This window comes from Streptomyces sp. NPDC055400 (assembly GCF_053644375.1).
This window is the reverse complement of sequence record NZ_JBSHLM010000011.1, coordinates 1-26,087: the sequence shown is the minus strand read 5'-3', so window position 1 is coordinate 26,087 and position 26,087 is coordinate 1. Positions and strand designations below refer to the sequence as shown.

General features: G+C 69.7%; 29 protein-coding genes and 3 pseudogenes. 12 read left to right on the top strand and 20 right to left on the bottom strand.

Going from position 1 to position 26,087, the window contains the following annotated elements:
- The first annotated feature begins 198 nt into the window (after positions 1–198).
- Positions 199–1,338: a winged helix DNA-binding domain-containing protein gene (locus ACWIGU_RS27455; RefSeq protein ID WP_454404365.1), complete on the top strand. Its 1,140-nt coding sequence runs from the start codon at positions 199–201 to the stop codon at positions 1,336–1,338.
- Here the strand turns inward: ACWIGU_RS27455 and ACWIGU_RS27450 are convergent.
- Both ACWIGU_RS27450 and ACWIGU_RS27445 read right to left on the bottom strand, forming a co-directional pair.
- Complete coding sequence (locus ACWIGU_RS27450; RefSeq protein ID WP_454404364.1) at positions 1,328–1,615, bottom strand: hypothetical protein; 288 nt, start codon at positions 1,613–1,615, stop codon at positions 1,328–1,330. The two genes, ACWIGU_RS27455 and ACWIGU_RS27450, sit on opposite strands and share 11 nt — an antisense overlap.
- 110 nt (positions 1,616–1,725) lie before the next feature.
- Positions 1,726–2,064 carry a hypothetical protein gene (locus ACWIGU_RS27445; protein ID WP_454404363.1) on the bottom strand — a complete coding sequence of 113 codons (339 nt, stop codon included), beginning with the start codon at positions 2,062–2,064 and terminating at the stop codon, positions 1,726–1,728.
- Between the two features lie 86 nt (positions 2,065–2,150).
- Between ACWIGU_RS27445 and ACWIGU_RS27440 the strand changes: the two genes are divergently transcribed.
- Both ACWIGU_RS27440 and ACWIGU_RS27435 read left to right on the top strand, forming a co-directional pair.
- Complete coding sequence (locus tag ACWIGU_RS27440; RefSeq protein WP_454404362.1) at positions 2,151–2,390, top strand: hypothetical protein; 240 nt, start codon at positions 2,151–2,153, stop codon at positions 2,388–2,390.
- Entirely contained in the window at positions 2,390–2,767 is a 378-nt protein-coding gene (locus ACWIGU_RS27435) for a fic family toxin-antitoxin system, toxin component (protein ID WP_454404361.1), read from the top strand. The genes ACWIGU_RS27440 and ACWIGU_RS27435 overlap by 1 nt, the downstream gene beginning before the upstream one ends.
- A gap of 276 nt (positions 2,768–3,043) precedes the next feature.
- On the opposite strand, the gene ACWIGU_RS27430 is transcribed toward ACWIGU_RS27435, so the two are convergent.
- From ACWIGU_RS27430 to ACWIGU_RS27400, 7 genes and pseudogenes are all read right to left on the bottom strand, one after another.
- Entirely contained in the window at positions 3,044–3,394 is a 351-nt protein-coding gene (locus tag ACWIGU_RS27430; RefSeq protein WP_454404360.1) for a hypothetical protein, read from the bottom strand.
- Between the two features lie 105 nt (positions 3,395–3,499).
- Positions 3,500–3,691, bottom strand: a complete 192-nt coding sequence (locus ACWIGU_RS27425) for a hypothetical protein (protein ID WP_454404359.1) — start codon at positions 3,689–3,691, stop codon at positions 3,500–3,502.
- A 75-nt stretch (positions 3,692–3,766) separates the two neighbouring features.
- Positions 3,767–4,564 (bottom strand): maleylpyruvate isomerase family mycothiol-dependent enzyme, encoded by a 798-nt coding sequence (locus ACWIGU_RS27420; RefSeq protein WP_454404358.1) that lies wholly within the window; start codon positions 4,562–4,564, stop codon positions 3,767–3,769.
- A 287-nt stretch (positions 4,565–4,851) separates the two neighbouring features.
- Entirely contained in the window at positions 4,852–5,133 is a 282-nt protein-coding gene (locus ACWIGU_RS27415; protein WP_454404357.1) for a hypothetical protein, read from the bottom strand.
- Positions 5,130–5,423: a hypothetical protein gene (locus ACWIGU_RS27410; protein WP_454404356.1), complete on the bottom strand. Its 294-nt coding sequence runs from the start codon at positions 5,421–5,423 to the stop codon at positions 5,130–5,132. The genes ACWIGU_RS27415 and ACWIGU_RS27410 overlap by 4 nt, the downstream gene beginning before the upstream one ends.
- A 259-nt stretch (positions 5,424–5,682) precedes the next feature.
- A pseudogene (locus ACWIGU_RS27405) lies at positions 5,683–5,928 on the bottom strand (transposase family protein); the annotation flags it as partial.
- A gap of 237 nt (positions 5,929–6,165) precedes the next feature.
- Positions 6,166–7,080, bottom strand: a complete 915-nt coding sequence (locus ACWIGU_RS27400; protein ID WP_454404355.1) for an SDR family NAD(P)-dependent oxidoreductase — start codon at positions 7,078–7,080, stop codon at positions 6,166–6,168.
- A gap of 148 nt (positions 7,081–7,228) precedes the next feature.
- Between ACWIGU_RS27400 and ACWIGU_RS27395 the strand changes: the two genes are divergently transcribed.
- Positions 7,229–8,098, top strand: a complete 870-nt coding sequence (locus tag ACWIGU_RS27395; RefSeq protein WP_454404354.1) for a helix-turn-helix transcriptional regulator — start codon at positions 7,229–7,231, stop codon at positions 8,096–8,098.
- Between the two features lie 222 nt (positions 8,099–8,320).
- On the opposite strand, the pseudogene ACWIGU_RS27390 reads toward ACWIGU_RS27395, so the two are convergent.
- Together ACWIGU_RS27390 and ACWIGU_RS27385 are read right to left on the bottom strand one after the other, a co-directional pair.
- Positions 8,321–9,126, bottom strand: a pseudogene (locus ACWIGU_RS27390) (XdhC family protein).
- Between the two features lie 48 nt (positions 9,127–9,174).
- Positions 9,175–9,264: pseudogene (locus ACWIGU_RS27385) on the bottom strand (XdhC family protein); the annotation flags it as partial.
- 237 nt (positions 9,265–9,501) lie between these two features.
- Between ACWIGU_RS27385 and ACWIGU_RS27380 the strand changes: the two are divergent.
- The gene (locus ACWIGU_RS27380) at positions 9,502–10,755 is read left to right on the top strand and encodes an RNA-guided endonuclease InsQ/TnpB family protein (protein WP_454404353.1); all 1,254 of its coding nucleotides are present in this window, start codon (positions 9,502–9,504) and stop codon (positions 10,753–10,755) included.
- Positions 10,756–10,926: 171 nt separating this feature from the next.
- Here ACWIGU_RS27380 and ACWIGU_RS27375 read toward each other — a convergent pair whose 3' ends face one another.
- The 5 genes from ACWIGU_RS27375 to ACWIGU_RS27355 all read right to left on the bottom strand — a co-directional run bounded on the left by ACWIGU_RS27375 (position 10,927) and on the right by ACWIGU_RS27355 (position 17,476).
- Complete coding sequence (locus ACWIGU_RS27375) at positions 10,927–13,122, bottom strand: xanthine dehydrogenase family protein molybdopterin-binding subunit (RefSeq protein ID WP_454404352.1); 2,196 nt, start codon at positions 13,120–13,122, stop codon at positions 10,927–10,929.
- Positions 13,119–14,099 (bottom strand): FAD binding domain-containing protein, encoded by a 981-nt coding sequence (locus ACWIGU_RS27370; RefSeq protein ID WP_454404351.1) that lies wholly within the window; start codon positions 14,097–14,099, stop codon positions 13,119–13,121. Before ACWIGU_RS27370 ends, ACWIGU_RS27375 begins: the two co-directional genes overlap by 4 nt.
- A 9-nt stretch (positions 14,100–14,108) precedes the next feature.
- Entirely contained in the window at positions 14,109–14,747 is a 639-nt protein-coding gene (locus ACWIGU_RS27365) for a (2Fe-2S)-binding protein (RefSeq protein WP_454404350.1), read from the bottom strand.
- Positions 14,748–14,991: 244 nt separating this feature from the next.
- The gene (locus tag ACWIGU_RS27360) at positions 14,992–16,014 is read right to left on the bottom strand and encodes a zinc-dependent alcohol dehydrogenase family protein (RefSeq protein ID WP_454404349.1); all 1,023 of its coding nucleotides are present in this window, start codon (positions 16,012–16,014) and stop codon (positions 14,992–14,994) included.
- Positions 16,015–16,186: 172 nt separating this feature from the next.
- Entirely contained in the window at positions 16,187–17,476 is a 1,290-nt protein-coding gene (locus ACWIGU_RS27355) for an MFS transporter (RefSeq protein WP_454404348.1), read from the bottom strand.
- 137 nt (positions 17,477–17,613) lie between these two features.
- Here ACWIGU_RS27355 and ACWIGU_RS27350 point away from each other — a divergent pair, with 137 nt between their 5' ends.
- Together ACWIGU_RS27350 and ACWIGU_RS27345 are read left to right on the top strand one after the other, a co-directional pair.
- A complete protein-coding gene (locus ACWIGU_RS27350; RefSeq protein WP_454404347.1) occupies positions 17,614–18,525 on the top strand; it encodes a helix-turn-helix transcriptional regulator in 912 nt (303 codons plus the stop codon).
- Between the two features lie 121 nt (positions 18,526–18,646).
- Complete coding sequence (locus ACWIGU_RS27345; protein WP_454404346.1) at positions 18,647–19,375, top strand: SDR family NAD(P)-dependent oxidoreductase; 729 nt, start codon at positions 18,647–18,649, stop codon at positions 19,373–19,375.
- Positions 19,376–19,535: 160 nt separating this feature from the next.
- On the opposite strand, the gene ACWIGU_RS27340 is transcribed toward ACWIGU_RS27345, so the two are convergent.
- Positions 19,536–20,411 (bottom strand): NAD(P)H-binding protein, encoded by an 876-nt coding sequence (locus tag ACWIGU_RS27340; protein WP_454404345.1) that lies wholly within the window; start codon positions 20,409–20,411, stop codon positions 19,536–19,538.
- A 521-nt stretch (positions 20,412–20,932) separates the two neighbouring features.
- Between ACWIGU_RS27340 and ACWIGU_RS27335 the strand changes: the two genes are divergently transcribed.
- From ACWIGU_RS27335 to ACWIGU_RS27320, 4 genes are all read left to right on the top strand, one after another.
- Positions 20,933–21,439, top strand: a complete 507-nt coding sequence (locus ACWIGU_RS27335) for an HNH endonuclease family protein (protein WP_454404344.1) — start codon at positions 20,933–20,935, stop codon at positions 21,437–21,439.
- 112 nt (positions 21,440–21,551) lie between these two features.
- Positions 21,552–21,809 (top strand): hypothetical protein, encoded by a 258-nt coding sequence (locus tag ACWIGU_RS27330; RefSeq protein ID WP_454404343.1) that lies wholly within the window; start codon positions 21,552–21,554, stop codon positions 21,807–21,809.
- An 8-nt stretch (positions 21,810–21,817) separates the two neighbouring features.
- Entirely contained in the window at positions 21,818–22,186 is a 369-nt protein-coding gene (locus ACWIGU_RS27325; RefSeq protein WP_454404578.1) for a hypothetical protein, read from the top strand.
- Between the two features lie 218 nt (positions 22,187–22,404).
- The gene (locus ACWIGU_RS27320) at positions 22,405–22,971 is read left to right on the top strand and encodes a hypothetical protein (protein ID WP_454404342.1); all 567 of its coding nucleotides are present in this window, start codon (positions 22,405–22,407) and stop codon (positions 22,969–22,971) included.
- A gap of 221 nt (positions 22,972–23,192) precedes the next feature.
- On the opposite strand, the gene ACWIGU_RS27315 is transcribed toward ACWIGU_RS27320, so the two are convergent.
- On the bottom strand, positions 23,193–23,567 hold the full coding sequence (locus ACWIGU_RS27315; RefSeq protein ID WP_454404341.1) for a hypothetical protein: 375 nt from the start codon (positions 23,565–23,567) through the stop codon (positions 23,193–23,195).
- Positions 23,568–24,078: 511 nt separating this feature from the next.
- On the opposite strand from ACWIGU_RS27315, the gene ACWIGU_RS27310 reads away from it, so the two are divergent.
- On the top strand, positions 24,079–25,050 hold the full coding sequence (locus ACWIGU_RS27310) for a GlxA family transcriptional regulator (protein ID WP_454404340.1): 972 nt from the start codon (positions 24,079–24,081) through the stop codon (positions 25,048–25,050).
- Positions 25,051–25,152: 102 nt separating this feature from the next.
- Here the strand turns inward: ACWIGU_RS27310 and ACWIGU_RS27305 are convergent, their stop codons facing one another.
- Both ACWIGU_RS27305 and ACWIGU_RS27300 read right to left on the bottom strand, forming a co-directional pair.
- Complete coding sequence (locus ACWIGU_RS27305; RefSeq protein WP_454404339.1) at positions 25,153–25,305, bottom strand: hypothetical protein; 153 nt, start codon at positions 25,303–25,305, stop codon at positions 25,153–25,155.
- Between the two features lie 600 nt (positions 25,306–25,905).
- A partial coding sequence (locus ACWIGU_RS27300) for a group II intron maturase-specific domain-containing protein (protein WP_454404338.1) occupies positions 25,906–26,087 on the bottom strand: 182 nt, incomplete at its 5' end.

Here is a 26,087-nt window from a genome sequence, read left to right as displayed (position 1 = left end):
GGCCATCTCCCGGTCCACCGCATCCGCCCGGTCCTGTCTGCCCATAACCCACCCCTGAGCGTGTTACGAAAGCCCCGAGAGCTGGGGCTTTGCCGCACCCCGAGGGCGTATGGACCGCGGACTCTGAGCTGCTTGTGTGCTGGGGCGGGTGGATGGATGGTCGGCGCCCGGGGCGACCAGGGGCGACATAATCCGGGCGTGATCCTTACTGCGCGACGGCTTGCCCTGGCCACCTTGGACCGTCAGCTCCTGCTCGAACGCCGGCGCCTCGATGTGGCGGAGGCGGTCCGCCGTGTCTGCGCCCTGCAGGCGCAGACACCAGCGTCGCCGTACCTGGCGCTGTGGAACCGCTTGCGGGATTTCGCGCCCGAGGATCTCGACGCCGCATTCGCGGACCGCCGGATCGTGAAGGCGACCCTCATGCGGATCGCGCTGCACGCCGTCCACGCCGATGACTACGCGCCGTACCACGCCGCCATGCTGGGCACCTTGCGGGCGTCGCGGTTGTACGACCGCCGCTTCACCTCGACAGAACTGACCCACGCCGACGCGGACGCACTGCTCCCGAAGCTTGAGGAGTTCCTGGCGCAGCCCCGCACCGGCGCCGAGGTGGAGGAGGAGGTTACGGGGCGGTTCGGCGAGTACGCGCACCGCGTGTGGTGGGCGCTGCGGACGTACGCGCCGATACATCATGTGCCGACCAGCGGCCCGTGGTCGTTCACCCAGCCGCACGCCTACCTCGCATCCCCGACAGCCTTTAGATCCGCGCCGGGGGAAGCGGCAGCCGGGGTGCAGCGGCTGTTGCTCGCCTACCTGCGGGCGTTCGGGCCCGCGTCGGCCCAGGACTTCGCCCGGTTCACCTTGCTGGGGCGCCCAGTGATCACCCAGGCGCTGCAGGCGCTCGGAGACCAGGTGGTGCGGGTGGCAGGTCCGGGGCGCGCTGCCCTGTTCGACCTGGCAGGCGCTGCCGTGCCTGCCGAGGACACCCCGGCACCGCCGAGGCTGCTGCCGATGTGGGACAGCACTCTGCTGGCCCATGCCGTCCCCGGGCGGGTTCTGCCCCAGGAGTACCGGCCGCTGGTCGTCCGGCGCAACGGGGACATGCTGCCCTGTCTGCTCGTCGACGGGCAGGTCGCTGGAGTGTGGCGCGCGGTCGACGGTGGACTGGAACTGACCGCGTTCCACAAGCTCGGCAAGGCTGTGTGGCAGGGGCTGACTGAGGAGGCGGAGCAACTGTCGGCTCTGCTCGCCGACCGTGATCCGGCCGTTTACCGCCGCTACGGACACTGGTGGGATAAGGGGTTTCCCGGTGTCGAGAGCACGATCGTCAAGGGCTGACCGCGCCGTCAGGTCCGGCGATGAGGATGACGGAGAACATCGAACGGATGGTGCCGGGCTCATGGGTGGAGAACTTCCGCCAGCGTAGGGCCCACTCGGCCCATTCTGGCGGGACGGTGGAGAGCATGTCGGAACGGGGCTCGGCTTTGCTCTCGTTGTTGTGCAGTGGTGCGGGGATGATGCCCTTGTCCGCGAGTACCCGGGAGAGCTTGATCAGACCGCGGCGTCGGCTGTGCAGGCCGTCCGCTTTGTCGTACTCGGCCACCAGCTGGCGCACCAGGGTGTCGGTGAGGTCTTCCAGGCGAGGGCTTCCTGTGCTGGGGAGGGCGTCGAGGACCGCGTTGCCGACCTGCCACTCCAGCAGGTGCGGGGAGGTCTGCCAGGAACTCAGCGTCTGTTCGACTTCACGCAGCGCGGGTTCGGTGGCTCCGGGGCGAACACCAGGTCCGCGAGCCTGTGCAACTGGTTGATCCCAGCGGTGTGGCGCAGGCGGTGATGCCCGCCGAGGAGGTGCCCAAGGGCCGCGATGTGCAGCCGGACCGGGCCGGCCGTGCGGGATACCTTCGCCCAGGTGGCTTCGTCCCATGACTGGTAGGAAAGACCGCGGGCGCGCATTGCGTGGAGTATCCGATTGCGTGCGGCGCGGCCCGTTTTGCGGGGCCATTCCCGTACGGCCTCGTCGACCGGGCGCATCAGGTCGAGCAGAGCCTCACGCGTTGTCGGCATACATGAGTAGTACCCCGACACCCCGCCGCCGGGGCACAGCCGCGACTGTGCCCGCGCCGTGCGGTAACAGCTGTTACCATCTTCCTATGGCTAAGAAGCAGCTGGGCGCGCGAGTGGATGGGGACGTCGCGGAACTCGCGAGGAAGCGTGCCGCCGACCTGGGACTGAGTGTCGGCGACTACCTCGCCAGGCTGGTGCAGGACGATGCCAGCGGCCTGCGCGCCCGCGCGGTGGACGCGGCCGCCCGCTTCCTGGCCGACCACCAAGGCGTCTTCGACGAGGCCGAACAAGCCCAGCAGACAGCCCGGGGAGCGCGCGCGGCCTGATGGATCTGCATATCGACGTTCCCTGGATCCTGCAGGTCACCGAGGCCGCCGGAGCAGACGATCCAGCCCCCGACGATTACGGCGTTCCGGTTTCGGCGGTGGCCCGTCACCGGGCCGAGCTGTTCGAGCAGCCCGTCTACGACGGCCCCTACGCCAAAGCCGCCGCCCTGGTGCACAGCCTGGGCCGGTGCCGCTGGCTGGAGCGCTCCAACCTGGCCGTCGCCGCCGCCACCGGCGTCATGTACCTCGACGCCGCCGGAATTCCCGTCAAGCCCGCCCGCGAGGACGCCATCGCCCTCAAAGACCTGCTCCTCGACCCCGCCTGCACCGCCGGAAAGATCGCCGCGCTGCTGCGGACCTGGCCCACCGCCACCTGACGCCCGCACAGCGACACGCGTTAGAGGTGTGACCTAGTGCTTCACCTGTCGCATTCCCGTGCTGATCTCTGCCGCCGCTTCACGCCATGACGGGAGATCAGCGGTCCGGCTGTGGGTGAGGACGTGCTGAAGCTGACCCTTCCGGGCGACCTCGAGGACCTGGCACTAGTGCCGGCTGAGGCGAAGCCGCAGCTGCCGCCGCAGCGGCAGTCGCCCGGGACTACGGAGTCCGCGAGAAGTACGTCCTGCCGCACCTTCCGTTCCAGGTCGCCGTCATCAGCAGGTCTTGCGGTAGGGGACGTCGGGGATGTGGGTCTTCCACTCCTTCGCGGTCAGGCCGCCCGACGTGGCGCACAGCTCATGGACGAGCCGGGTGGGCGAGACCGTGTAGGTACGGAACGATCCACCCCTGTCCAGGGTGACGAGGGTGGAGTCGTCGCGGGTGAAGGTCGTCAGCGCGATGTCATCGACGGGGAAAGTGAGCGCAGGGCCGAGTTGCCTGCGTGTTCGCAGGTCCCAGATCTTGACCTCGTTGTGCTCTGCACCCTGGTTCGTGGTCGCCGGGGCGTCGTAGACGGCGGCGATCAGGCGGCCGTTGGGGGAGTGGGACGTAGAGACGTCGTCCAAGGTGAGCCGGCCGACGTCCAGCGCCTCGCCCGTGGGGCCGAGGGTCCGCGGGTCGAGGAAGGTCAGGTTGCTCTGTTCGCTGTCCGGGTCGCTGTAGGCCGTCGCTCAGTCCGGGCTGAAGCCGTCGATATGAAAGCCCGCAGAGCTGGGCACGAGGACCTTGCCGGAGGGGACCGCCACCGTGCCCAGGAGCGGGCTGACGGTCACGGCTCTCCCGTCCGGTTGGAACGTCACCGTTGTGTTGAAGCTGACCAGGGCGGTCTTGAGGGTGAAGGTCTCCTTCCGGATCAGCTTCATCGTCCTCAGGTCGTAGCACCTCAGCGAGTAGACAGAGCCTCCCGGCTGAGGCGCGGCCAACCGCCCCGCTACGTCCTACTCCTCCGGCTCCCAGGCGCGGAGCAGGTCGAGCAGCCCTGCGTCTCCGTCAACGTGCAAGGATTCGGCCGGGATACGGTCGTACAAGTACAGGACCAACTCACTGGCCGTGCCATGGATGGAGGCGCCGGCTGCGTCCGAGTCCTCGCCGGTCGCCGTAGTGGGTGCGGGGATGCGGGTGGAGCGTGCGCCGTCGCCGTCGACCGTGAGGCGCCAGGAGCGGCCCTCGGCGGTGTGGAAGTCGAAGGCCGTGGGCTTGTGCGGCCAGGCGCTGGGCGTCGCGACGCAGGTGAACAGGAACTCCTCGACACCGTCGAGGGCGACCTCGGCCGGCAGCGGCTGCGGGGCGCCCGCGGCGAGCTGGACGTCGTAGGTGTGCACCGCGCTCTCCTGGACCCGGTGCCGGGCGACTCCGCCAGAGGTCCGCGGCGTCTGCAGGGCACTCCACCACGCCCAGCAGCCGGCGTCCGGTCCTGCCTCGCGCAGGGCGCTCAGCAGAAGCTGCGTCGACGCGGCCAGCCAGGCCAGCAGGGCCTCACGTTCCCGCGGCACTTCCACAGCGGCGCGCGCAGCGGTGGCCTCGGCCGGGGGAGCGTCGGCAGGCCCCGCACCGACGATGGCGGCCCAGAAACGGTCTCCCCCACCCAGGTGCTTCACCAGATCGAACAGCCTCCACTCGGGGCAGGTCGGCACCTGTGCGTCGAGACTGGGCGCGGCGGCGACCGCGGCGCGGAAGGCGGTCGACCGTTCATCGATCAGTCGCAGCAAGTCAGGAAACTCAAGATTCTTTTCCACGCCGGATGTCTATCACCGTGCTCGGGTGATCGGACAGCGTTTTTCACAGTCGCCGCCGGTTGGCCATTGCGGACGTCGTCCTCGCCCCCCACCGCTCGGGTGACAAGCTGCGCACTGCTGCGAGGACGCTGGTGGTGGCGGTACGCCCGACATCGTGCCTGTGGCTGCTTTGGCCTCGCCGCGCGGCCGGGCACCTCGGCGACGTGACGTCCACCCTGACTGTGGCGTCAGACGCAAGTCGAGCGCTGCGTGAGTCGGTTGCGGGGGGGGGCAGGGGTGATGCGTTCTCAAGCTTTGATACGGAGCATGGCCGTCGCGTGCTGAGGGCGTGACCGGTAGTGATCGGCTGCGGCAGCAATGTTGGTCCAGCCTGCTTGGCGCATGAGTCCGATGGCGAGGTTGCGCAGGGTGGCCATGGCGCGGGGTGCGGTGCCGGTGCGTATGCGTGAGGCGTCCTCGCCATAGGTGACGTCTCGGATGTGGTGCAGGGCCTCAACTGACCAGTGATTCCGGATGGGTTCGGCGAGTTGTGCCGGGTCGGCCTGTTCGGGCGGCAGGCTGGTGATCACGTAGACGGTCTTCGTCTCGGCCTTGCCAGTCTTGCGGTGGATGTGGCGGCGCTTGATCTCCAGGGCCTGGACGGCATGCGGGAAGAGTAGCCCGGGACGGACGGTGCAGACCTTCGGCGGATCTCACGGCGGCCGTGCCCGGCCTTGATGGTGCGGTGCTGCAGCGGGATCTGCTGCCAGGGCAGGCGCCGCACCTGCTTGCGCAGCTGCTTCTGGTTCCCCTTGACCACCAGGAGGTAGGGGCCGCCGGCGGTGACGACATGCTCGGCGTGGGCGCGCTGGGTGTGCATCGCATCGGCGGTGACGACCACGCCGCGCAGGTCGATCCGGTCCAGCAGGGGGGGCGAAGGCAGGTATTTCGTTGCTCTTCGCGGCTATTTGGCGCTGGGTGATCACGGTCTGGCAGGCGTGGAGCGCGGCAGCGAGCAGGTGCACGGCGCCGATGTCGGTGCGAGACCCCCGCACGGTCTTGCCGTCGACGGCCAGGCCGATCAGCCGGTCGCCCGGTTCGTCGACCGGGTCGGCGGTGTGCCGGGCGAGCCAGGCGCCCACCGCGTCGTCCAGGGCGTCGCCGTCCAGGCGGGCCAGGAGCCGTCCCAGCGTGGAGGCGTTCGGTGTGCCGGCAGTCAGCCCGAGCCGTTCACGCAGGTCGCAGTCGGTATTGGCGGCGAAGCGGGCGATGGCGGCCAGGGAGGTGGCTCCGCCGAGGACGGCGACCAGGCACAGCGTGAACAGGGAGCCCAGGCGGTAGCGGCGGCCCCGGACCCGTCGGGGATCGGGTATCCGGCCCAGCACGTCCGTCAGGCAGGTGAGCTGCGGCGGGTCCGGATCCGGGCAGGTGGAGTCGATGTCTGCGCAGTGGCGCCGCAGGACACCGATCAGGGAGGATGACACGGGAACGCGACCCCTGTTCGTGATCAAAGGCTTCGACAACCTTGATCATCAGGAGTCGCGTTCACTGCTGCCAGCCGGGCCATTCGGTCACTGCTCGATCTATCGGGGTGAACCGCTCATCGCATCCGCCCTGGCTGCTCACGCCGCGGTGAACCGTTCAGCGGCATCCCAGAGTTCGCCTTCACGCCGCGGGTCGTAGGACTCCTCCGACGAGCGGTCCGCACGGCTGCGGTCGACGTAGGAGCCGGTCGGCGCCTGGGTCGTGCCGGAGACGACGTCGGCGAGGTAGCGGCCCGCCGCCTTGCGGCTGGTGGCGAACGGGGTGAGGGTCATCGCTGGCAGGATGCGGCGCATCGCGAACCGGGAGACGGCGTCGGCGTTGCGGGCGAGGCCGGTGCCGGGGACGAATCCCGGGTTGTAGGCGACCGCGTCGATCCCGCTCGGCAGGCGGCGCGCGTACTCGTGGACCAGGTAGATGGCTGCCAGCTTGCTCGTCGAGTACGCGGTGCGCCCGGCGACCGTGGTGCTCGGCTTGGGGAAGGCGCCCGTGCGGGCGAGGGCGTCCGGGGACTTCCAGGCCGGGCCCGGCACCATGCCCATGTTGTGCTTGAAGTCGCCGAAGTGGGTGTCGCTGACAGTGATCACAATCCGGGCGGGGGCGGCGAAGCGGTCCTGGAGCAGGCGTACGAACAGGTGGTTGGCGAGCACGTTGACCGTGAACGTGGCTTCCAGTCCGTCGGGTCCCTCGGTGAGCGCGTTCGTGTACTGGATACCCGCGTTGCCCACGAAGCCGCGCAGTGGCGGCAGGTCAGCGCGGTCTAGCCGGTCGCGGATCTCGGTGGCGGCCTGGCGGACGCTGTCCAGCGAGCCGAGGTCCGCCGGGACGTGCGAGACCGTGTGCCCGCCCGTAGCGAGTTCCGCAGCGAGCCGTGCGCCGGAGGATTCGCGGGCGACGACGAGGAGGTGTGCGTTCGGTGACCGGCGCAGGATCTGCTCCGCGGCGACGCGGCCGATCCCGCGGCTCGCGCCCGTCATCACGATGGTGTGCTTCATGGAAGGCTCCTTCACTGGTCAGCCGATGTAGCCCGGCTTGGGCGCAGCCCCACGTTCGCTGTTTGCGCCAGCGCCAACCAGTGCCGTCCCTGTCACTAGGACCGGCAGTACCCAGGCTGATACGGCGCCGCACGGCGAGAATGAACCCATGGCTGCCTCCCGCTCCGATTTCGCCGCCCTCCTGCGCGCCTGGCGCGACCGCCTCTCCCCGGCCGACGCCGGCTTCACCGTGACCGACGGCCGGCGTGCCCCGGGACTGCGCCGCGAGGAGCTGGCGCAGCTGGCCGGGCTTTCCGTCGACTACGTCCTGCGCCTGGAACAGGGACGCGCGACCAGCCCCTCGGCCCAGGTCGTCGGCGCCCTCGCCCGGGCCCTTCAGCTCTCCCGCACCGAGCGCGACCAGCTGTACCGAAACGCCAGGCTCCTGCCGCCCCAGGATGGGACGGTCAGCACCCACGTCCCCGCGGGGATCCAACGGCTCGCCGCGCGCCTGAACGACGTCCCGATCGGAGTGTTCACCGCCGACTGGACCCTGGTGTGGTGGAACACCACGTGGAGCGCCCTGCACGGCGACCCCGCCGTCATCCCGACCGCTGAACGGAACCTTGCCCGCGCACTCTTCGGCAACGGCGCCGCACACGCCTCGATGCTTCCCGTCCGGTCCGAGCGCGGACCAGACGCCTTCCAGGCGTCGGTCGTCGCCGACCTCAAGGACGCCGTGTCCCGCTATCCCGCGGACGTCCAGCTCGATCGTCTCGTGCAGGAACTGCGAGAAATATCCGACGCCTTCGCTCATCACTGGGCCACGCAGACGACCGCCGCCCCACACACGACTGACCGCAAGACGATCCGGCATCCGGAGATCGGCGACATCCTGCTCGACTGTGACGTCCTCATCGTCCCCGGCGCGGACCTGCGCATGGTCACCTACACGGCAGCGGCCGGAAGCAGCGACGCGGGGAAACTGGACCTTCTTCGCGCCACAGGTGGCCGCCGTACCGCCACCGCGCTCCCCTGACCGGCGGCTGCTGGGCGGTTTCGCCAAACCGACTGGGCGAACTTCACCGCTGCCGCCGGCCACTATCGGTCACGGACCGAGCACGCGCTCGACCTGCTTCATCTCGCACCCTGAGAACGCATCAGCCCTGGGGGCGGAAGACTTCAGGCATGCCATAGCGGGACGTGGGCCCCTCCCCGAGAAGGCATTCGGCCCCGCCGTGCGCAGGCCGGCCGGTTGGCCTCAGCGGTCCACGCCGACGCGTGCGGCAAGGTAGGGGGTGCTCCGGCCGTCGGCCTGTCGTCGGACGAGCGGTCGATGAATCGGCCCCGTGCCGTCGGACAGGGGCAGGCCGGTGGCGTGGTTGGCGTGGGAGATGATCTCCGCGGTGATGGAGACGGCTGTCTCCTCGGGTGTGCGGGCGCCGAGGTCGAGGCCGATCGGTGAGCGCAGCCGGGCGAGCTGTTCTCCAGGTAGCGGTGAGGCCAGTCGACGACGATCTCGTCCGCGTGCGGGAAGCGGGCGGCAGTGGCGAAGACGGGTCGGGCGTCGCAGACGGTGACCTGGTAGCCGAGAAAGTGTCCGACCTCGCTGAGGGCGGCGGCGCAGTCGACGGCGCCGAAGATCAGCATGCGGGGGCGGGACGCGTGGACGTGGATGAGAAGGGTCAGCGGTTCGGGGCAGTCGGTGCCGTTTTCGCCGACCGTGACGCGGGCGGTGCGCCCGGCGTGCAACAGGGCCCTCGCTTCTTCCGCGATCAGTGGGCCGGGCGGGCTGCCCCGCGAGGCCCCGTGGGTGACGCTGCCGTCGCCAAGGATGCTCAGGATCGGGCCGAGGAAATCGCTCGGGCCGTCCACAACCTGTGCCACGGCGGTGGGCCGCCCCTGGACGGTGTCGGAAAGCGCAGCTGCGAGGTGGGGCTGGGCCGAGGGATCGATCCACTGGACGAGGACGTCGAGTTCGCCGCCGCAGGTCAGTCCGACGGCGAAGGCGTCGTCGTCCGAGTAGCCGAACCAGGCGCGCTGCGGGGCGCTCCATTCTTGCAGCACCCGTTGGCACAGGTCGTAGACCGCGCCCTCGACGCAACCGCCGGAGATGCTGCCGACCGCGTTGCCGTCCTCGTCGACCGCGACCGACGTGCCGGTGGGCAGGGGGGCGCTGCCGGTGACGTCAACGACGGTGGCCAGGGCGAAGGAGCGGGCGTCACGGCACCAACGATCGAGTGTCTCCGCGATGTTCAGCGGGCTCTTGCGAGGAACCCCGGGGGTTCACCCCCGGGAGGAATCGCATCCGGTGACGGCGATGCGGAGCATCGCCGCGACAACGGCCGCGGAGCGTCCGCAAGAAAACCGGGCCGAAGTGCCCGGTGAGGAATGTGCGCTGTTCGAATGCCGGTACGTCGGGCGGCAGGTAACGTCACGGTCGTGAAGTTGACCGTGCAGGTGAAACTCCTGCCGACGCCCGTGCAGGCGGCGGCACTTGAGGAGACCCTGCATGCCTGCAACGATGCCGCGACCTGGGTGTCGTCCGTGGCGTTCGAGAAGGCAATCAAACGCAACTTCGCGCTGCGTGAGCACACCTACACGGCGGTCAAGGACCGGTGGGGGCTCGGAGCGCAGGCCGCCCAGCACGTCATCAAGAAGACCTGCGACGCCTACCGCACGCTCAAGTCGAACCTGACGGCAGGAAACCTCGGCAAGCCCTCCTCCGGGCGCTACCGGCGGGCGGTCGAGAAACCGATCGCCTTCCGGCCGAAGGGCGCGCAGCCGTACGACGACCGGATGCTGTCCTGGCAGTACACGCAGCGCACGGTGTCGATCTGGACCCTGTCGGGCCGGATGAAAGAGGTGGCGTTCACCGCCTCGCCCGAACATTTGGCCCGCCTGACCCTGTATCGCAAGGGCGAGTCCGACCTGCTGTACCGCGACGGCATGTGGTTCCTGACCGCCACCTGCGAGGTCCCCGAAGCCGAACTCAACACCAGCGTCACCCAGTTCCTCGGGATCGATCTCGGAATCGTGAACATCGCCACCACCTCAGACGGTCAGATCATGGCCGGACGCCAGCTCAACCGTGGGCGCCTGCGCGAGCGCACACTGCGTACGAAACTCCAGCGTAAGAACACCCCGTCCGCCAAACGGCGCCTGAAGAAGCGGCGCCGCAAGGAGGCGCGGCGGGTGAAGGACATCAACCACAAGATCGCGAAACATGTGGTGGCCGAGGCAGAACGCACCGGACGCGGAATCGCCCTGGAAGACCTCACCGGCATCCGCGCACGGGTACGGCTTCGCAAGCCCCAACGGGCCACCCACTCCAGCTGGAGCTTCGCCCAGCTCGGGCAGTTCATCGCGTACAAGGCCCGCAAGGCAGGAGTACCGGTGGTGCACGTCAATCCGGCGTACACCTCCCGCACATGCGCCGAATGCGGGCACATCGACAAAGCGAACCGGGCCAGTCAGGCCCGCTTCGCATGCCGGTCCTGCGGATTCGTTGATCACGCAGACCGCAACGGCTCCCGCAACATCCGGCACCGTGCGGAAGAGTTGTGGAGATGCGGGGCGCAGTCAACCGCCCCAGACCCACACCCGAACACCGGGCGTGGGACAGGACGCAAACCCAGCACCACAACCAGTGGTGCCCGTTGTGCAAGCCCGGGACTTTCAGTCCCGGGTCGTTGACCATGGACGTTCCTTGGTGGAGGGGTGTGGGCGGGCCGCCGCCGCGCCGCCGTGGTGCGTGTCTCTGCGCGGCGGCTCTGGGAGGTCCGGCAGTCGGACGGGGACCGTCTGCCGGGCATGGGTGGAGTGCCCGGACCGCTGGGCCGCTCCACAGCGGCCCGGGCACTTGGCTCAGATCAACGCCTCGGCGGTGATGGGCAGTTCGCGGATCCGTCGGCCGGTGGCGTTGAAGACGGCGTTGGCGATGGCGGGCGCCACTCCGACGTGTACGACCTCGCCGAGTCCCTTGGCGCGGAGCGGTCCGCCCTCACTGTCGTCGCCGTCCACGTAGATCGCCTTGATGTCGGGGACGTCGGCGTTGACCGGGACGAGGTAGTCGGCGAGGTTGGCGTTCACGATCCGTCCGTCGCGGTGGTCCGTGACCGTGTGCTCCAGAAGGGCCGTGCCGATCCCGCCGACGATCCCGCCGATGGCCTGGCTCTCGGCCAACTTGGGGCTGATGATGCGGCCCGCGTCGTACACGCCCAGCATGCGCCGCACCCGCACAAGCCCCAGGGTGGCGTCGACGGCGACCTCGGCGAAGGTCGCGTTGTAGGCGTTGTACGCGTGCCGTGCGGGCGTCGACGGTCCGCCGTAGGAGCCGTCCGCTTCGAGGCGGGCGCGGTTGTTGCGGGCAAGGAGTCGCTGGTAGGTCTCGCCGCGGGACGGGGTGCCCTGCACGTGGAGTCGCCCGCTACGGACCACGACGTCCTCGGCCTTGACGCCGTACAGGGGTGATTCCGTGTCCTCGACGGCTAGCTTGATCGCCTGCCGGCGGACCTTGTCGCAGGCGTCGACGACGGCGGAGCCGACACTGACCATGGTCATCGAGCCACCGTGCGGCGGGGTCGGCGGATAGAGCGAGTCGCCGAGCCGGAAGGTGACCGTGCGCATGGTCAGGCCGAGCGCGTCGGCGGCGACCTGAGTCTGGGAGGTGTAGGTGCCAGGGCCCATGTCCGTGGCGGCCGCTTCGACCACTGCGGTGCCGTCAGCCTCCAGGCGTGCCCGGGCCTGCGCGGGGGCGCGTCCAGGGTCGTAGATCCCGGTGGCCATGCCCATACCAATGAGCCAGTCGCCCTCACGAGTTGAGCGCGGCTTGGGGTTGCGCCGATGCCAGCCGAACTCACGGGCACCTGTGGTGTAGCACTCGCGCAGTCGGCGGCTGGAGAACGGAAGGTTCTGTGCCTCGTCCTCATCGGGTTCGTTGCGCCGACGCAGCTCGATCGGGTCCATGTCGAGCCGGTGTGCCAGCTCGTCCATGGCCGACTCGATGACGAAGGACGCCGTCGCGAAGCCTGGACCGCGCATCCACAGCGGTGTGTTCACGTCCAGCGGGACCATCCGATAGGCCTGGCGGACGTTCGGCATGCTGTAGAGCATCTGACCGGCCGGCATGACGGTCTCGTTGAACTTCTCGTACGACGAGGTCTCCGCGTCGATGTTGTGAACCGCGGCCGTCAGTCTGCCGCGCCGGTCGCTGCCGAGGCTCAGCCGGTACTGGTACGAGGGCCTGAATCCGGTGCCGAAGTACTGCTGCTTGCGGCTGAGGACCACCTTGACCGGGCGCTTCGTCTCGCGTGCGGCCATCGCGGCGACGACCACGTGCGGCCAGCAGCGCAGCCCGCTGCCGAAGCCGCCGCCGACGAACGGGGAGATGACGCGTACGGATTTCAGGGGCAGTCCGAACACGGTGGACAGTTCGGTCTGCGTGCCCACGACCCATTGGGTCTTGTCCCAGACGGTGAGTTTGCCGCCGTCCCAGCGGGCGATGGTGGCATGCGGTTCCATCGGGTTGTGGTGGTTGCGCGCGGTGCGGTACGTCACGGCGAGCCGCACCGCCGCGTCGCGCAGTGCGGCGTCCGCGTCGCCGCGCGCGTACTTGGTCGGCTTGTCCGGTTCGGCCTCGGTGAGGTCGGTGGAGGGCTTCGCGGCGTCGTAGTCGACCTTCACCAGGCTCGCGCCGTGCTGGGCGGCCTCCAGGGTGGTGGCGACGACGACGGCGACCGGCTGGCCGTGGAAGAGCACCTTGTCGTCCTGGAAGACACGCAGCCGGCGGCCCTCTGGATTGTTCGACTCGCGGTTGTCGCGGTAGGGCAGTTTCGGCGCGTTGCGATGACTGATCACCGTGAGGACGCCGGGATGGGCCAGCGCGGCGCGGGTGTCGATGCCTGTGATGCGGCCGCGTCCGATGCTGCTGTCCACGATGACGCCGTGCACGGCCCCCTCGACGTCGTGCTCGGCGGCGTATCGTGCCTGGCCGGTCACCTTCAGCCGCCCGTCCACCCTCGACAGCGGCGCGCCCACGGCTGACTGCGGTTGGGGACTCACTTCGTGCCTCCTACGATACGCAGCTGGCGTTCCACGGTCCGCTTGAGCAGCTCGACCTTGAAATGGTTGTGCGTGAGCGGGCGGGCTCCGTTCGAAGCCTTCCGGGCCGCGGCCGACCACAGCGCCTCGGAGGGCCGCTCCCCGACGAGGTGTTCCTCCACCGCGGGCAGCTTCCACGGCACGGTGCCCACCCCGCCGGCGGCGACGCGGGCTTCACGGATCACCCCGCCGCGCACGTGCAGGGCGACAGCCGCGGAGGTCAGCGCGAACTCGTAGGACTGGCGGTCACGTACTTTCAGATAGCCGGAGGCGAGCGGCCGCGGCAGCGCCGGGATCTCCACCGCCGTGATCAACTCACCCTTCCGGAGAGCCTGTTCGCGCTCCGGGGTGCTCCCCGGCCGGAGCAGGAAGTCAGCGAAGGCGACACTGCGCTCTCCGTCGCGTCCGAGCAGGTGCACCTGCGCCTCCAATGCCGCGAAGGCCACGGCGGCGTCGGACGGATGCGTGGCCACGCAGTCCTCGGAGGTGCCGAGGATCGCGTGGGTTCGGTTGTGGCCGTGCCGTGCGGCACAACCAGAGCCGGGGTCGCGCTTGTTGCAGTCGGCGCTCACGTCGCGGAAGTACGTGCATCGGGTGCGCTGCATGATGTTGCCGCCGATGGTGGCCATGTTGCGCAGCTGCGCGGAGGCGCTCAGCTCCAAGGCCTGGGAGACGACCGGGTACAGAGTGCGCACCTTGGGGTGGGTGGCGGCCTCGGCCATGGTGACCAGGGCCCCGATGCGCAGCCCGCCGCGTTCGGTGGCGGTGACCTCGCGCAGCGGCAGGCCGGTGATGTCGACCAGGGTCTCGGGCTGTTCGACGGTCTCACGCATCAGGTCGACCAGGGTGGTGCCCCCGGCGATGTAACGGCCGCCACGCTGCCCGGCGTTGAGGGCCGCACGGGTGTCGGACGCCTTGGTGAAGGCAAAGGGATGCATCGCAGGCTCTCACTTCCGGCCCGCGGTCTGACCGACCGCGCGCACGATGTTGACGTAGCAGCCGCAGCGGCAGATGTTGCCGCTCATCCACTCCCGGATCTCCTCCGGCGAGTTGGTGTGGCCTTCCTTGATGCAACCCACGCCGGACATGATCTGACCAGGTGTGCAGTAGCCACACTGGAAGGCGTCCTCGTCGATGAACGCCTGCTGCAGCGGATGGAGCTGCTCGCCGTCGGCGAGCCCTTCGATCGTGGTGACCTCGGCGCCCTCCATACGCACGGCGAGCGTCAGACAGGCATTGACGCGGCGCCCGTCGACGAGCACCGTGCACGCTCCACAAGCCCCTGCGTTGCAGCCCTTCTTGGAGCCGTTGAGGCCGAAGTGCTCGCGCAGCAGATCAAGCAGCGAGGTCCGGTTGTCGACCTTCGCGGTCCGGCGGGTGCCGTTGACCGTGAGGGCGACGCGGCTCTCGGGCGGAGCCTCGGCGGCCGCCTCGCTCGAGCCCGCGACCAACGTCCCTCCGATCACGCCGCCTGCGACGACCACGCCCCCGACTGCCGTGCCGGTGGCTATGAAGGTCCGTCTGGTCGGTGACGCGGAGGACGTCGGGGAGGCGTAAGGGGGTGGGACTGCGGGTTCCGGTGACATGTGTACGCCTTCGTGTCGTGGACGAATCAGTCGTACGTGCCGGCGCGGGCGCGGCAGGGCCACCTGCGCCGTGACACAGCGCCGCCCGTTCGTCCAGGACGCGGGGCGGCTGTTGGTAAGAACCGCGTGTGCGGCGTGGGGTGGGCAATTGGGTCGGTGGTGTACGGCTGTAACGGATAACGCGGACGGGGGCCCGGGTCGCCCGGCCTCACAAGGAGCCGTGCGACCGCGACTCGAAAAGGGGTCAGACGGTGAGCATGGCCTTGATGGCGCGGCGCTCGTCCATGGCCCGGTATGCCTCGGCGGCCTGGTCGAGCGGGACGGCGAGGTCGAAGACCTTGCCGGGGTTGATCTTGCGCTGCCAGATCAGGTCGATCAGCTCGGGCAGGTAGTTGCGCACCGGGGCAGGTCCCCCGAGCACATGGACCTGGGAGAAGAAGAGCTCATCACCGCCGAGGGCGACGTCGTGGTTGACACCAACGAAGCCCATGTGCCCGCCCGGCCGGGTGGAGCGGAGGGCCTGCTGCATCGACTCCTGGGTGCCGACCGCCTCGACGACGGAGTGGGCGCCAAGACCGCCGGTCAGCTCCTTGACCTTCGCCACGCCTTCGTCGCCGCGTTCGGTGACGATGTCAGTGGCGCCGAACTCGCGGGCGAGCTGCTGGCGCGGCTCGTGGCGGCTCATCGCGATGATCCGCTCCGCGCCGAGGTGCTTCGCGGCCAGGACGGCGAGCAGGCCCACCGCGCCGTCACCGACGACCGCGACCGTCTTGCCGGGGCCGGCCTCGGCGGCGACGGCGCCGAACCATCCGGTGCCCAGGACGTCCGAGGCGGCGAGCAGGTCGGGGAGCATCTCGGCGTCGGGTGTGCCGGGCAGAGGGACGAGCGTGCCGTCGGCGTGGGGGATCAGGGCCCGCTCGGACTGAGTGCCGACCTGGGCCATGAACACGCGATTGACGCAGGAGGAGGGGTAGCCGGAGCGGCAGATCTCACAGGTGCCGCAGGAGGCGACGAAGGAGCCGATGACGTACTGGCCGGGCTGGACGCTCGTCACCTCGCTGCCGATCTCCTCGACGACGCCGACGTACTCGTGGCCCATCGGCATGGGTTCGGTGACGGAGTCGATGCCGCGGTAGGGCCACAGATCGGAGCCGCAGACACAGGTCGCCGACAACCGGATGACCGCATCCGTGGGGGCGGTGATCTTCGGGTCGGCGACTTCTTCGACCCGGACGTCGCCGGGAGCGTGCAGTACAGCAGCGCGCATGGGGATACTCCTTCTGTTCTGCGCGGCCGATCAGGCGGCCGCGCTCGTGTCGGGCACTGGCGTTGAACGGACTCGGATAAGCGCCCCGGTGTGGTGAGACCGGGGTCGCTCCTACGTCACCCGAGTGCCCACGCCGGGCAAGCCTCCTGTCCGTCGCCCATGTCTGCGTCGGTCAAGCAGTCGTCCGGGAACTCTCGCGCTCCGGCGACGCGTTCGACGCGCGCACCATGGCTGTCGTGGATCGGTGCCGCTGGATAAGTGCGATGGCGATCGTGGGGATCAGCGTGAGCGCCGCGATGGCGGTGCCCACGGCGGCGGGACCCGTGGCGCCAAGGGACGAACCAAGGGCAAGCCCAGCGATCCAGGATCCGACGGCAGTGCCGAAATTGAACGCCGAGACGGTGAGGGCGGAGCCCAGGGTGGGTGCCTGGCCCGCGAAGCGGACGCCCAGGGCGATCAGCACCGGGTTGGCGCCGAGGCCGAACAGTCCGAGCAGCACGACCAGCACGATCGTGGGCGCGGCGGAGCCGGACAGCAGACAGATCGCCAGCAGCAGGAGGGCCGTCACCGCAGCGGCCGCGATCATCGTCACGTACGGGCGGCGGTCGCCCAGGCGGCCCCCCACGAGGAAACCTGCCAGGGCGCCGGCGCCGAAGCCGACCAGGACCAGCGGCACGAGAGCAGCGTCCACACCGGCCCGGTCGGTGAGCAGCGGCGAGATGTAGGAGTACGTCGACAACACGCCGCCGGTCGTGGTCGCGCAGGCGGCAAGGATCAGCCACAGGCGCCCCGAACGAAGGCCCGAGAGCTCGGAGCGGATCGACACCACCGGTTGGCCGGGGCCGTCCTGCGGGACATGGCGGGCGATCAGCAGCATGGCGGCCGCGGCCAGGGCCGCGAGTGCCCAGAACGGCCCCCGCCAGCCCATGATCTGCCCGACGAAAGCGCCCAGCGGCACACCGACGACGTTGGCGAGCATCGCGCCCGAGCCCACGACGCCCAACGCCCTGGAGCTCGCCGCCGGACCAGCGGCGCGTGCGGCCACCACATTCGCCACCGCCCAGAAAGCGCCGGTCGCCAAGGCGGTCACGAACCGGGCGCCGAGGAGCAGCGCGAAGTTGGAGCTGACAGCGGCAACGACGTGCCCGACCGCGAAGATCCCCAGCGCGAGGATCAGCGTCAGCCGCCTGGGCAGCCGCAGCGTCAGCATCGCCATCAACGGCGCTCCGACGATCATCCCGACCGCGAAGATCGTGATCATCAGCCCGGTCTGGGCCACACTGACCTGCATGTCACCAGCGATCTCCGGCAGCAGGCCCGCAGCCACGAACTCGGTCGTGCCCATCAGGAACGTGCCGAGAGCGAGCACGTACACGACAGGCGGAAGCCGGGTGGGCGAATGCGTGTCGTCACCGCCTCTCAAGTCGGCGGGGGCGTGGAGGGTCGCTCCTCGCGTCGTCATGCTTCATCTCCGCAACGGGTCTAGATCTGGGTGTGCACCTCAGGAAACCGGCTATGTCGCAGGCGCGGGAGGCTGCGTTTATCGGGGGGACAAGCTCGACCCCCCTTTCCGGCGGTACGAGTCGTAGCGTGGGACGCATGGAACGCCCCGTGGACAACCGCGCCGACATCCGTGACTTCCTTGCTGGTCGGCGCGCCCGGGTCACCCCCGAACAGGCCGGGCTGCCCAGCAGCGGCCGACGGCGGGTCCCTGGGCTGCGCCGCGAGGAGGTTGCCGTCCTCGCCGGCGTGAGCACCGAGTGGTACACGCGGCTGGAGAAGGGCAACATCGGCGGCGTGTCCGAAGATGTCCTCGACTCGGTCGCCCGCGCGCTGCAGCTGAACGAGGACGAACGCACCTACCTCTTCGACCTGGCCAGGGCCGCACAGCCACCCAGCCGCACGCCGCGCCGCCGCAAGGCCGTCGACATCCCGCCCCGCGTCCAGTGGCTGCTCGACTCCATGACGCTGTCCGCGGCATTCGTCACCAACGGCCGCCTGGACATCGTCGCCACCAACCCACTGGCCCGTGCCCTGTTCGCGCCGATCTTCAACAGTGAGACCACCGACGAGCGCGGCCGCCCGAACTTCGGCCGGTACTGGTTCCTCGACCCCGGCGCACCCGACTTCGTCGAGGAATGGGACGACGCCGCCGCCATCACGGTCGCCCTGCTGCGCGCCGAAGCCGGGCGCTACCCGCAGGACAAGGAGCTGCGCGCGCTGATCGGTGAACTGTGCACGGTGAGCGCCGAATTCCGCACCCGCTGGGCCACCCACGACGTACGCATCCACCACGGCGGGGTCAAGCAGTACCAGCACCCCGTCGCGGGGCCGCTGAAACTCACCTACCAGCCGTTGGACCTGCCTATTTCCCCCCGTGATGCACACTCCCTGACCATCTACACCGCCGAGCCGGGCACCCCGGACGAGGACCGGCTCAAGCTCCTCGCCAGCTGGGCGGCGACCCGACACCGCGAAGCGCAACCCGCTGGCGACAGCGACCCCGCCTGAGGGCGGGGGCAACGGCCTGAGGCCCTCGACGAAGATCGCGCCACATGCTGATCTCCTTCGCCGGTGCGGCAGCCGCCGGAGGACGTACAGAAAGTGACAGACGATGACAGACGGAGGGATTGTGAGTCGAGTCCTGGTGACCGGTTCCGCGGACGGCCTTGGACGCGCCGCGGCGGACGCCCTGCTGTCCGAGGGTCACGATGTCGTGGTTCACGCCCGAAACCGGGAGCGGGCGGCGACCCTCGACGCTCTGGTGGGCCGCGGGGCGCAGCTGGTGGTGGGAGACTTCGCCGACCCTGATGCCGTACAACACCTCGCCGACGGCCTGAACGACGCCGAGCCACTCGACGCGGTCATCCACAACGCCGGAGTATGGCGCGGCCCGGCCGTCATGCCCGTCAACGTCGTTGCGCCATACCTGCTGTCGGCCCTTCTGCCTGGGCCGCGCCGCGTGGTGTATCTGAGCAGCAGTGACCACTTCGGCGGGCGCCCCTCGCTCGCCGGGGTCGACTGGCGTGGCAAGAGCGCGGGCTCGTACTCCGACAGCAAGCTGTTCGTCACGACGCTCTCGGCCGCTGTGGCCCGCCTGCGCCCCGAGGTACTGAGCAACGCGGTGGATCCGGGCTGGGTGCCCACCAAAATGGGCGGACCGGGCGCAACGGACGACCTCGAACTCGGCCACCAGACCCAGGAGTGGCTGGCCGTCAGCGACGCGACCGAGGCTCGGACCACCGGCGGGTACTGGTTCCACCGTCGGCGGCAGCAACCGCATCCCGCCGTCCACGACGAGACGTTCCAGGACCAGCTACTACAGGCATTGGCCAAGGAGACGGGCATCGCACTCAGCTGAACGCGACGCCCGTCTCACTTGGGGCAGGCGCGACTACCAGGCGTAGGCCTCCGGGGCCTCGCCGCCCGGCCTCCTGTCCTCGCTTTTCGGCTGTATCCCAGTCGCCTCGCACGCGGGCAGTGAGGGTTGCGGCCGGGGGCGCAGGTCGCGGTCAACGAGGTTAGGAACCCTCCGTGAACGAGGTGGCGTGGTCGGTGGTCCACTGGCGAAACGTTCGCGGCGCCGTCCCAAGGATGTCGGCCACCGCAGTGGTGACGTGCGCGGGCTGTCCGACCGCCGCGCTCCACGCGGCGAGCAGCATGTCGACGACCGAGCTGGGTGCCGTACCCTCCGACAGGCTCCGGAACTCGTCTGGTGTCATCTCCTCGAATGCGATCCGGAGCCCCAGGGCGTCACCGATGACGCCCACCTGAGCGGCCTGGGTCAGCGACTCGGGGCCCGTAAGGACGTAGTCGCCTCCGATGTATCCGTCCTGATAAAGCGTCAGCGCCGCGACAGCTGCGACGTCGCGGTCGTCGACCGGTGCCGTCTCGGCAGTGCCGTAAGGCCACCGGACGACCTCGCCGGCCCGGATCGCGGGCGCCCACCAGGCCAGCGAGTTCGACGCGAGCATCCCCGGCCGGATGATCGTCGACTCGAGTCCGGTGGCCGCGATGAGCCGCTCGATGTCGGCGTGCAGAACCGCCATGGGATTGGGCTGCTGGAAGAAAGGGTGCGGCGTCTGGTGCGGGGAGGAGAGGAAGACGACCCGCCGCACGTGGGCTGCCAGCCGCTCGACGACTGCCGCGGCGGTCTGAGGCGGGGCGGTCCAGACGAGGAAGACCGCACCGGCGCCATTCAATGCCGGGTCGAGCGACTCGGGCACGGTGAGGTCGCCGGTGAAGACCTCGACCTTCGCCGGCAGCGTCGCCGCCTCGGAGCGATGGACGAGGGCGCGGACTGGCACGCCCGCGTTGAGGAGTTGGTCGATGACGACGCGGCCAACCCGGCCCGTCGCCCCGGCTACGAGCACGGGAGGAATGTCTGTCTGATTCACGCCACCATGGAAACGTTACTCAGTTAAAAAAGCAACTTGATCGCAAATGCTACCGAGGTCAGATATATGAGCCGACGGGGCTGCGGGCCGCAAGAAGGCACGGACGCGCGACGCCATCGCTGACGCGGCCATCTCGCTGTTGGGGAGGTCTTGGTCTTCGCCCAGGCCGGCTACTTGTCGTCTCTGGAAGTCTGCTCGTGGAGCGCCGGCATCGAGGTGAACCTCGCCGCCGTCCGCGGACTGGAACGGCTCCCGCAACATCCGCCACCGTGCGGAAGAGTTGTGGCGACGCGGGGCGCAGTCAACCGCCCCAGACCCACCCCCGAACACCGGGCACGGGACAGGACGCAAACGCAGCGCCACAGCCAGTGGCGCCCGTTGTGCAAGCCCGGGACTCTAGTCCCCGGGGCGTTGGCAGCAGCCTCCACTTCGTAGCGCGTTCCGCTCTCGTCCTGGCCGATCGCGGCGTGGACCTCCAAGGCGGCGTCCCGCCACGCCTTCCATGTCGTGTCGTATTCGGCGTGCTGTTCCTCGCTCCAGCCGCCCTCCTGCGAGGGCGGGCCGAACCGTTCCTGCAACGCCCGCACGCGCGCGTGGCCTCGTCAGTTGCCTGCTGCGGCGAGTGGTATTCCGCCTACGACAACCAGAACCTCGACGCCCCCGGCAAGCTGGATGTTGATCACCGTGTCCCGCTCGCCGAAGCGTGGGACCCCGGTGCCAGGCAGCGGAGCGCGAACGAGCGCGAGGAGTACGCCAACGATCTCGGCGACGACCGCTCTCTGATCGCGGTCTCCGCGAAGACGAACCGGTCGAAGACGAACCGGTCGAAGACGAACCGGTCGAAGACGGACCAGGACCCGTCCACGTGGATGCCGCCGTTCGAAGGCGACCGGTGCGCGTACATCACCGACTGGATCGCCGTGAAGGTCCGCTGGCAGCTCGCCATCGACCCGTCCGAGGAAGTGGCTCTCGCCGAGAACGCGACCCGCTGCCCCAACGCGCCGGTCAAGGTCACGCTCGCAAGCTGACCCGTGCCCCAGCTGCAGCTTCCGCACACGCTCCTGGATCCCACAGAGCGGAAACCAGCACACGGGTACGGGTACGTACCCGTAGGCTGGCGGTGTGGGAAGGAGCGGGACGATGTCTGATGCCAATGTCCGTATCCCCGAGGAGGCCAAGGACCGCCTCGCGGCGATCGCGGCCAGCGAGGGCCTGTCGCTGCGGGCCTACCTGGCGCGCCTGGCCGAGACGCTGCTGACGCCGCAGGAGCGGGCCGAGCGTGCCGAACTGGCGCGGGCCGCCCTCGAGCAGTGGAGCGGCTATGCGCCGACGGCCGCCGAGGAGCGGGATCTCGACAGTGAGCTGGACCGGCGCCTGGCGCAGGTGACCGGCCGGTGAGCCAGGCCATGCACATCGTCCTGGACGAGAGTGCGGTCGCCGCCGCCGGCCAGGGCAACGTCCTGGCTTCCCGTCTCATCCACCGCGCGCATGCCGAGCCGGACTGGTTCCTGTATGCCCCGGCGTGTGTCCTGGTCGAGGCGGACCGGGGCAGGCCGGGCACGGCCGAACACATTGCTGCCCTGCCCGGTGTCACAGTCCTCGACCTTGACCTTTCTGCCGCCCTTGCGGTGGCCCGGCAGGAGACCTGGGGCGTCGCTCATGCCCAGTACGCGGCCCAGCCGACCGCCGACAGGCCAGATGGCGCCATCATCGCCACGACCGCGCCGAAGCGATGGGAAGGCCAGCCGGTCCGGACCTTGGACCTGACTCCCTGAGGGGCATGGCATATAGCCTCCGCGACCGGAGGGGGCAGGGGCAGCCCGGCCCCCTCCGGTCGCGGAGTGAGCCGTGCGATGTATTTACTGAGACGGTGCGGAGCCCCGCCGGCTCACCGGCCAACGCGGCAGGGCTGACGGTCTGCACGGTTTCGCCCGAACACACCCGAAGGATGTCGACCGCGCGCTGCTGGACTTCGTGAAGGGATGAGCGGCCTATGACAGGAGCCAGCGGTCCCGCCCGGCACTTGCGTGGGTTTTTGGCCGGGGCCGCCGCGGGCGCTGCCGGGACCACGGTCCTGGACACGGTCGGTTACCTGGACATGGTGATCCGCGGCCGGGGAGCGAGTACGACACCCGAGGTCACCGTGGAGCGGCTGTCGCAGACCCTGCACGTTCGGATCCCGGGCGACGACAACGTACGGGAGAACCGCGTCAAAGGTCTGGGCCCCCTGACCGGTATGGCAGCGGGTGTGGGCATGGGTGGCCTGCTCGGCCTCGCTCTGTCCTGTGGTTGGCGGCCGGGCAACGCGGTCCTGACCGCCACGGCGACCGCGGGGGCGCTGATCGGGACCAATGGCCCGATGACCGTGCTGCGCGTGACCGACCCGCGCACGTGGTCCCGTTCCGACTGGGTCGCCGACATCGTTCCGCACGTCGCCTACGCGCTGGTGACCGTCGCTGTCGTCAGGGGCCTGGAACCTTGCCCGCCCGATCGCGGCGGCGGGATCCGCGCGGGAATACGGGAGTGCGGCGCCGCGCTCCGGCGCACCTGGTGTGCTTGACCGAGGAGCATCCGGGAGGCGGCGGGGGGGCGTCGAACCGTCCGCGTTCCACCGGGCCCGGGCCGGCTGGCTGAGGCCATGTGTTTCTCGGACAGCGGTATCGAGGGTTCTCCCTATGCCGCTGCCCGCAACTCCGTCGTACTGAGGCGGCCCGGCGAACCAGCCGCCCGTGTCCCGCCGCCTGATCAAGCGTGCGGCGAGCTAGGGGTGCAGGCGGGCGGTCAGTGGGCGAGGAGCTCGTCCCTTGCTTTCAGGGTGGGGTGGCCGTCCTCGTCGACCAGGTGGGCGGTGGTGACGCTGTGGGGGGTTCCGACGACGTCACGGAAGAACGGGGGCGGGTCCGTGTTGGCGGCGCCGCCCGGTAGGACGCAACCGTCGAAGGCGTCGCCGAGCAGCGCCCGGTAGGCGGCGAAGCGCTGGCCGGTGCACCAGCGGTCGTTGTCGAACCGGTAGGCAAGGACCGTGAGCCCGTCGCGCTCGACGCGATCCTGGACGGCGCGGGCGTCCTCGTCGCTGAGCTCAAGCCCCGCGGGGTCGTCCAGGGGCAGCGACGGGTGGTTGACCACCGGCGCGATGACGGACGGCTCAAGCGTCATGGTCAGGGCGAAGTTGCCGGTGAAGCACAGACCGATCGCGCCGACTCCCGGACCGCCGCACTCGCCGTGCGCCTGCCGCGCGAGGCCGCGCAGCCAAGTGGTGACGGGGCTGCTGCCGCCCCCGGCGAACGCGCGGAACTCGGCGCTGACGCACGCGCGTCGGACGACCTTCTCCCCGTCCTCGGCCGTGGGGTAGGCCCCGTCGACGCCGAACAGCGAGGACGTACACGGTGAACCCCGCGTCCCGCACCCACCGCGCCAGCCGGAGGACGTCCGGGCTGATGCCGGGCATCTCCGGCATCAGTACGACACCAGGTCCGGCCCCCGAGACGTACACCGTCTTCACCACCCCGTCAACGTCCACCCGTCGGCGGGAGAAGTCCGTGATCGCGTCGTCGAGACGCCCGTTGGCTGCGTTCATGGGGACAAGCCTGGACTGCCGCTCCCATTCACCGGGATAGGCCGGATCGCCATTTATAAGGGTAATCTCGCCACGGGCGAGGAGGCGGATATGAGCGCGTTGCGGGTCGGAGTGCTGGCCTATCCGGGGTGCTTCGCGTCCGAGGTGTTCGGCATCCCCGATCTCCTGACGATGGCCGCGCACATCGCCGGCCCGGACCGCGACGGCTACGAGGTGTCGATCGTCTCGCCCCGCCGTCGCGTCGCCGCATCCGGTGGCGCTGTGCTGGCCGTGTCTCCGCTGCGCGACGTCGATGTCCTGGTTGTGCCCGGCTTCGAACTCGCGCCCGGCCTTGATGTGGACGTGAAACTGGCGTCTCTGGCCCCCGAGATCGCGGCGATCCGCTCCCACGCCGCCGCGGGCGAGGCCGTCGTCGCGATCTGCGTCGGGGCGTTCCTGCTGGCCGAGGCGGGCCTGCTCGAGCGGCGGCGGGCGACGACGGCGTGGCTCTTCGCGGACGAACTGGCACGGCGCTGCCCGGACGCCGACGTCCGGCCCGAACAGATGGTCGTCACCGACACGGGGGTGACGACGACCGCCGCTTTCAGCGCCATGTACGACTTCGCGCTGGAGCTGATCCGCCGCCATAGCGGCGCCGGCGTAGCGCGGAGGACCGCGCGGGTGGCGCTCGTCGACGACGCACGATCGTCCCAGGCCCCCTACGTCGACGCCGGGCTTCTCCCGCAGCCGGGGAACGAGTTCTCCCGCAGGGTGATGCGCCGGCTCGACCAGAACCTCGCCGCCCGATACGACCTCGCAGCACTGTCGGAGACCTTCAACGTCAGCACCCGGACGCTGCTGCGCCGCTTCGCGCAGGAGACCGGACAGAGCCCGCTGGAGTATCTGCAGACCTCCCGCGTCCGCCGCGCCCGCCACTTCCTGGAGACCACGGACGGCACCGTCGCCGCCATCGCCGCCACGGTCGGCTACCGGGACTCCGGCACCTTCGCAGCCCTCTTCGCCCGGCACACCGGACGACGCCCGCGCGACTACCGCACCGCCTTCCGGCGCCGGACGGGCTGACAGGCGAAGGGTCCGCGCGGCGGGGTGCGCGCGGGCCCACCGTCACATCAGCTGGGTGACCGTCAGGTCGCCGAGGACGGCACTGCCTTGTGATTCTGTGCGTCAGGCGGTGTTGGTCTCGCTGTCGTTGAGGTACCGCTGGTCGGCGGCGCGGACGCGCTGCTGTTCTCGGGTACGGCGATGCTGCTGGTACAAGGCATGACGCAGCGCACGAGGGTGGTGCGGGCGCAGGTAGTTGCCGAGAAGCCGCGGCACAGAGCAACCAGGTGGGAAGTGTGGGACATGGAGCTGGGCGAAGTGGTGCTGTACATGCCGTTTCCAACACGCCGGAATCCCAGAGCCGAGGAGGCACAGGCGGCGTCGGTGGCGAGGATGGACCGCTTTGGTCTGTATGCCGATGCAGCGCACCGGGAGCGGCTGGTATCGGCGGAGTGTGGCCTGCTGGGCGGGTACCTGGCCCCGGCGCGTACCGGGAGCGGCTGCAGGTGATCGCCGATTTCGCGACGTGGAACGTTGCGTTCGGCGACGAGTACTGCGACGTGAGCTGGGTCGCGCCCCGGGGCGGTTTGCCCGCGCCCTGGGGTTGCTGCAGTGCTCGGTGGAGGTGCCCGAGGAGGTGGTCTTCCGTGACCGCTACGGGGCGGCGCTGCACGACCTGCGGCTCAGGCTGGAGGGGCTGGGGCCCGCGGAGCAGGTGGCGGACTGGGCCGCGTGTCGATCGGTGAAGTCGGCCCGGGGCGCGGTTCCGGTCTTTCGACCGGCCCGTTTCCCCGGAGCCGCTTCCCGAACCGGGCATGCGACTTGGCGCCGCACCCGGCTCTCCACGAGCCCCGAAGGGGTTCGTGGTGGTTGTTCTCATCCCGTGGCGTCCCAGGGAGTGGGGATCGTCAGGCCCCGGTAGCGGTAGCGAGTGGTGCCTACCGTGATCGGGTTGAACAACTCCTTCCGGCCCGTCTTGGGGTGCTTGCGCTGGACCCATCTCCAGACCGTGTGCCACATGTAGTTGCGCAGGTAGGAGAAGGTTGCGAAGGACACCC

Bases quoted from the DNA above. Each gene is read 5' to 3' on its own strand.
- ACWIGU_RS27445 (WP_454404363.1), bottom strand. From the start codon at position 2,064: ATGCCGACAACGCGTGAGGCTCTGCTCGACCTGATGCGCCCGGTCGAC.
- ACWIGU_RS27440 (WP_454404362.1), top strand. From the start codon at position 2,151: ATGGCTAAGAAGCAGCTGGGCGCGCGAGTGGATGGGGACGTCGCGGAA.
- ACWIGU_RS27435 (WP_454404361.1), top strand. From the start codon at position 2,390: ATGGATCTGCATATCGACGTTCCCTGGATCCTGCAGGTCACCGAGGCC.
- ACWIGU_RS27425 (WP_454404359.1), bottom strand. From the start codon at position 3,691: ATGAAGCTGATCCGGAAGGAGACCTTCACCCTCAAGACCGCCCTGGTC.
- ACWIGU_RS27410 (WP_454404356.1), bottom strand. From the start codon at position 5,423: ATGCACACCCAGCGCGCCCACGCCGAGCATGTCGTCACCGCCGGCGGC.
- ACWIGU_RS27400 (WP_454404355.1), bottom strand. From the start codon at position 7,080: ATGAAGCACACCATCGTGATGACGGGCGCGAGCCGCGGGATCGGCCGC.
- ACWIGU_RS27395 (WP_454404354.1), top strand. From the start codon at position 7,229: ATGGCTGCCTCCCGCTCCGATTTCGCCGCCCTCCTGCGCGCCTGGCGC.
- ACWIGU_RS27370 (WP_454404351.1), bottom strand. From the start codon at position 14,099: ATGCATCCCTTTGCCTTCACCAAGGCGTCCGACACCCGTGCGGCCCTC.
- ACWIGU_RS27365 (WP_454404350.1), bottom strand. From the start codon at position 14,747: ATGTCACCGGAACCCGCAGTCCCACCCCCTTACGCCTCCCCGACGTCC.
- ACWIGU_RS27360 (WP_454404349.1), bottom strand. From the start codon at position 16,014: ATGCGCGCTGCTGTACTGCACGCTCCCGGCGACGTCCGGGTCGAAGAA.
- ACWIGU_RS27355 (WP_454404348.1), bottom strand. From the start codon at position 17,476: ATGACGACGCGAGGAGCGACCCTCCACGCCCCCGCCGACTTGAGAGGC.
- ACWIGU_RS27350 (WP_454404347.1), top strand. From the start codon at position 17,614: ATGGAACGCCCCGTGGACAACCGCGCCGACATCCGTGACTTCCTTGCT.
- ACWIGU_RS27330 (WP_454404343.1), top strand. From the start codon at position 21,552: ATGTCTGATGCCAATGTCCGTATCCCCGAGGAGGCCAAGGACCGCCTC.
- ACWIGU_RS27325 (WP_454404578.1), top strand. From the start codon at position 21,818: ATGCACATCGTCCTGGACGAGAGTGCGGTCGCCGCCGCCGGCCAGGGC.
- ACWIGU_RS27320 (WP_454404342.1), top strand. From the start codon at position 22,405: ATGACAGGAGCCAGCGGTCCCGCCCGGCACTTGCGTGGGTTTTTGGCC.
- ACWIGU_RS27315 (WP_454404341.1), bottom strand. From the start codon at position 23,567: ATGACGCTTGAGCCGTCCGTCATCGCGCCGGTGGTCAACCACCCGTCG.
- ACWIGU_RS27310 (WP_454404340.1), top strand. From the start codon at position 24,079: ATGAGCGCGTTGCGGGTCGGAGTGCTGGCCTATCCGGGGTGCTTCGCG.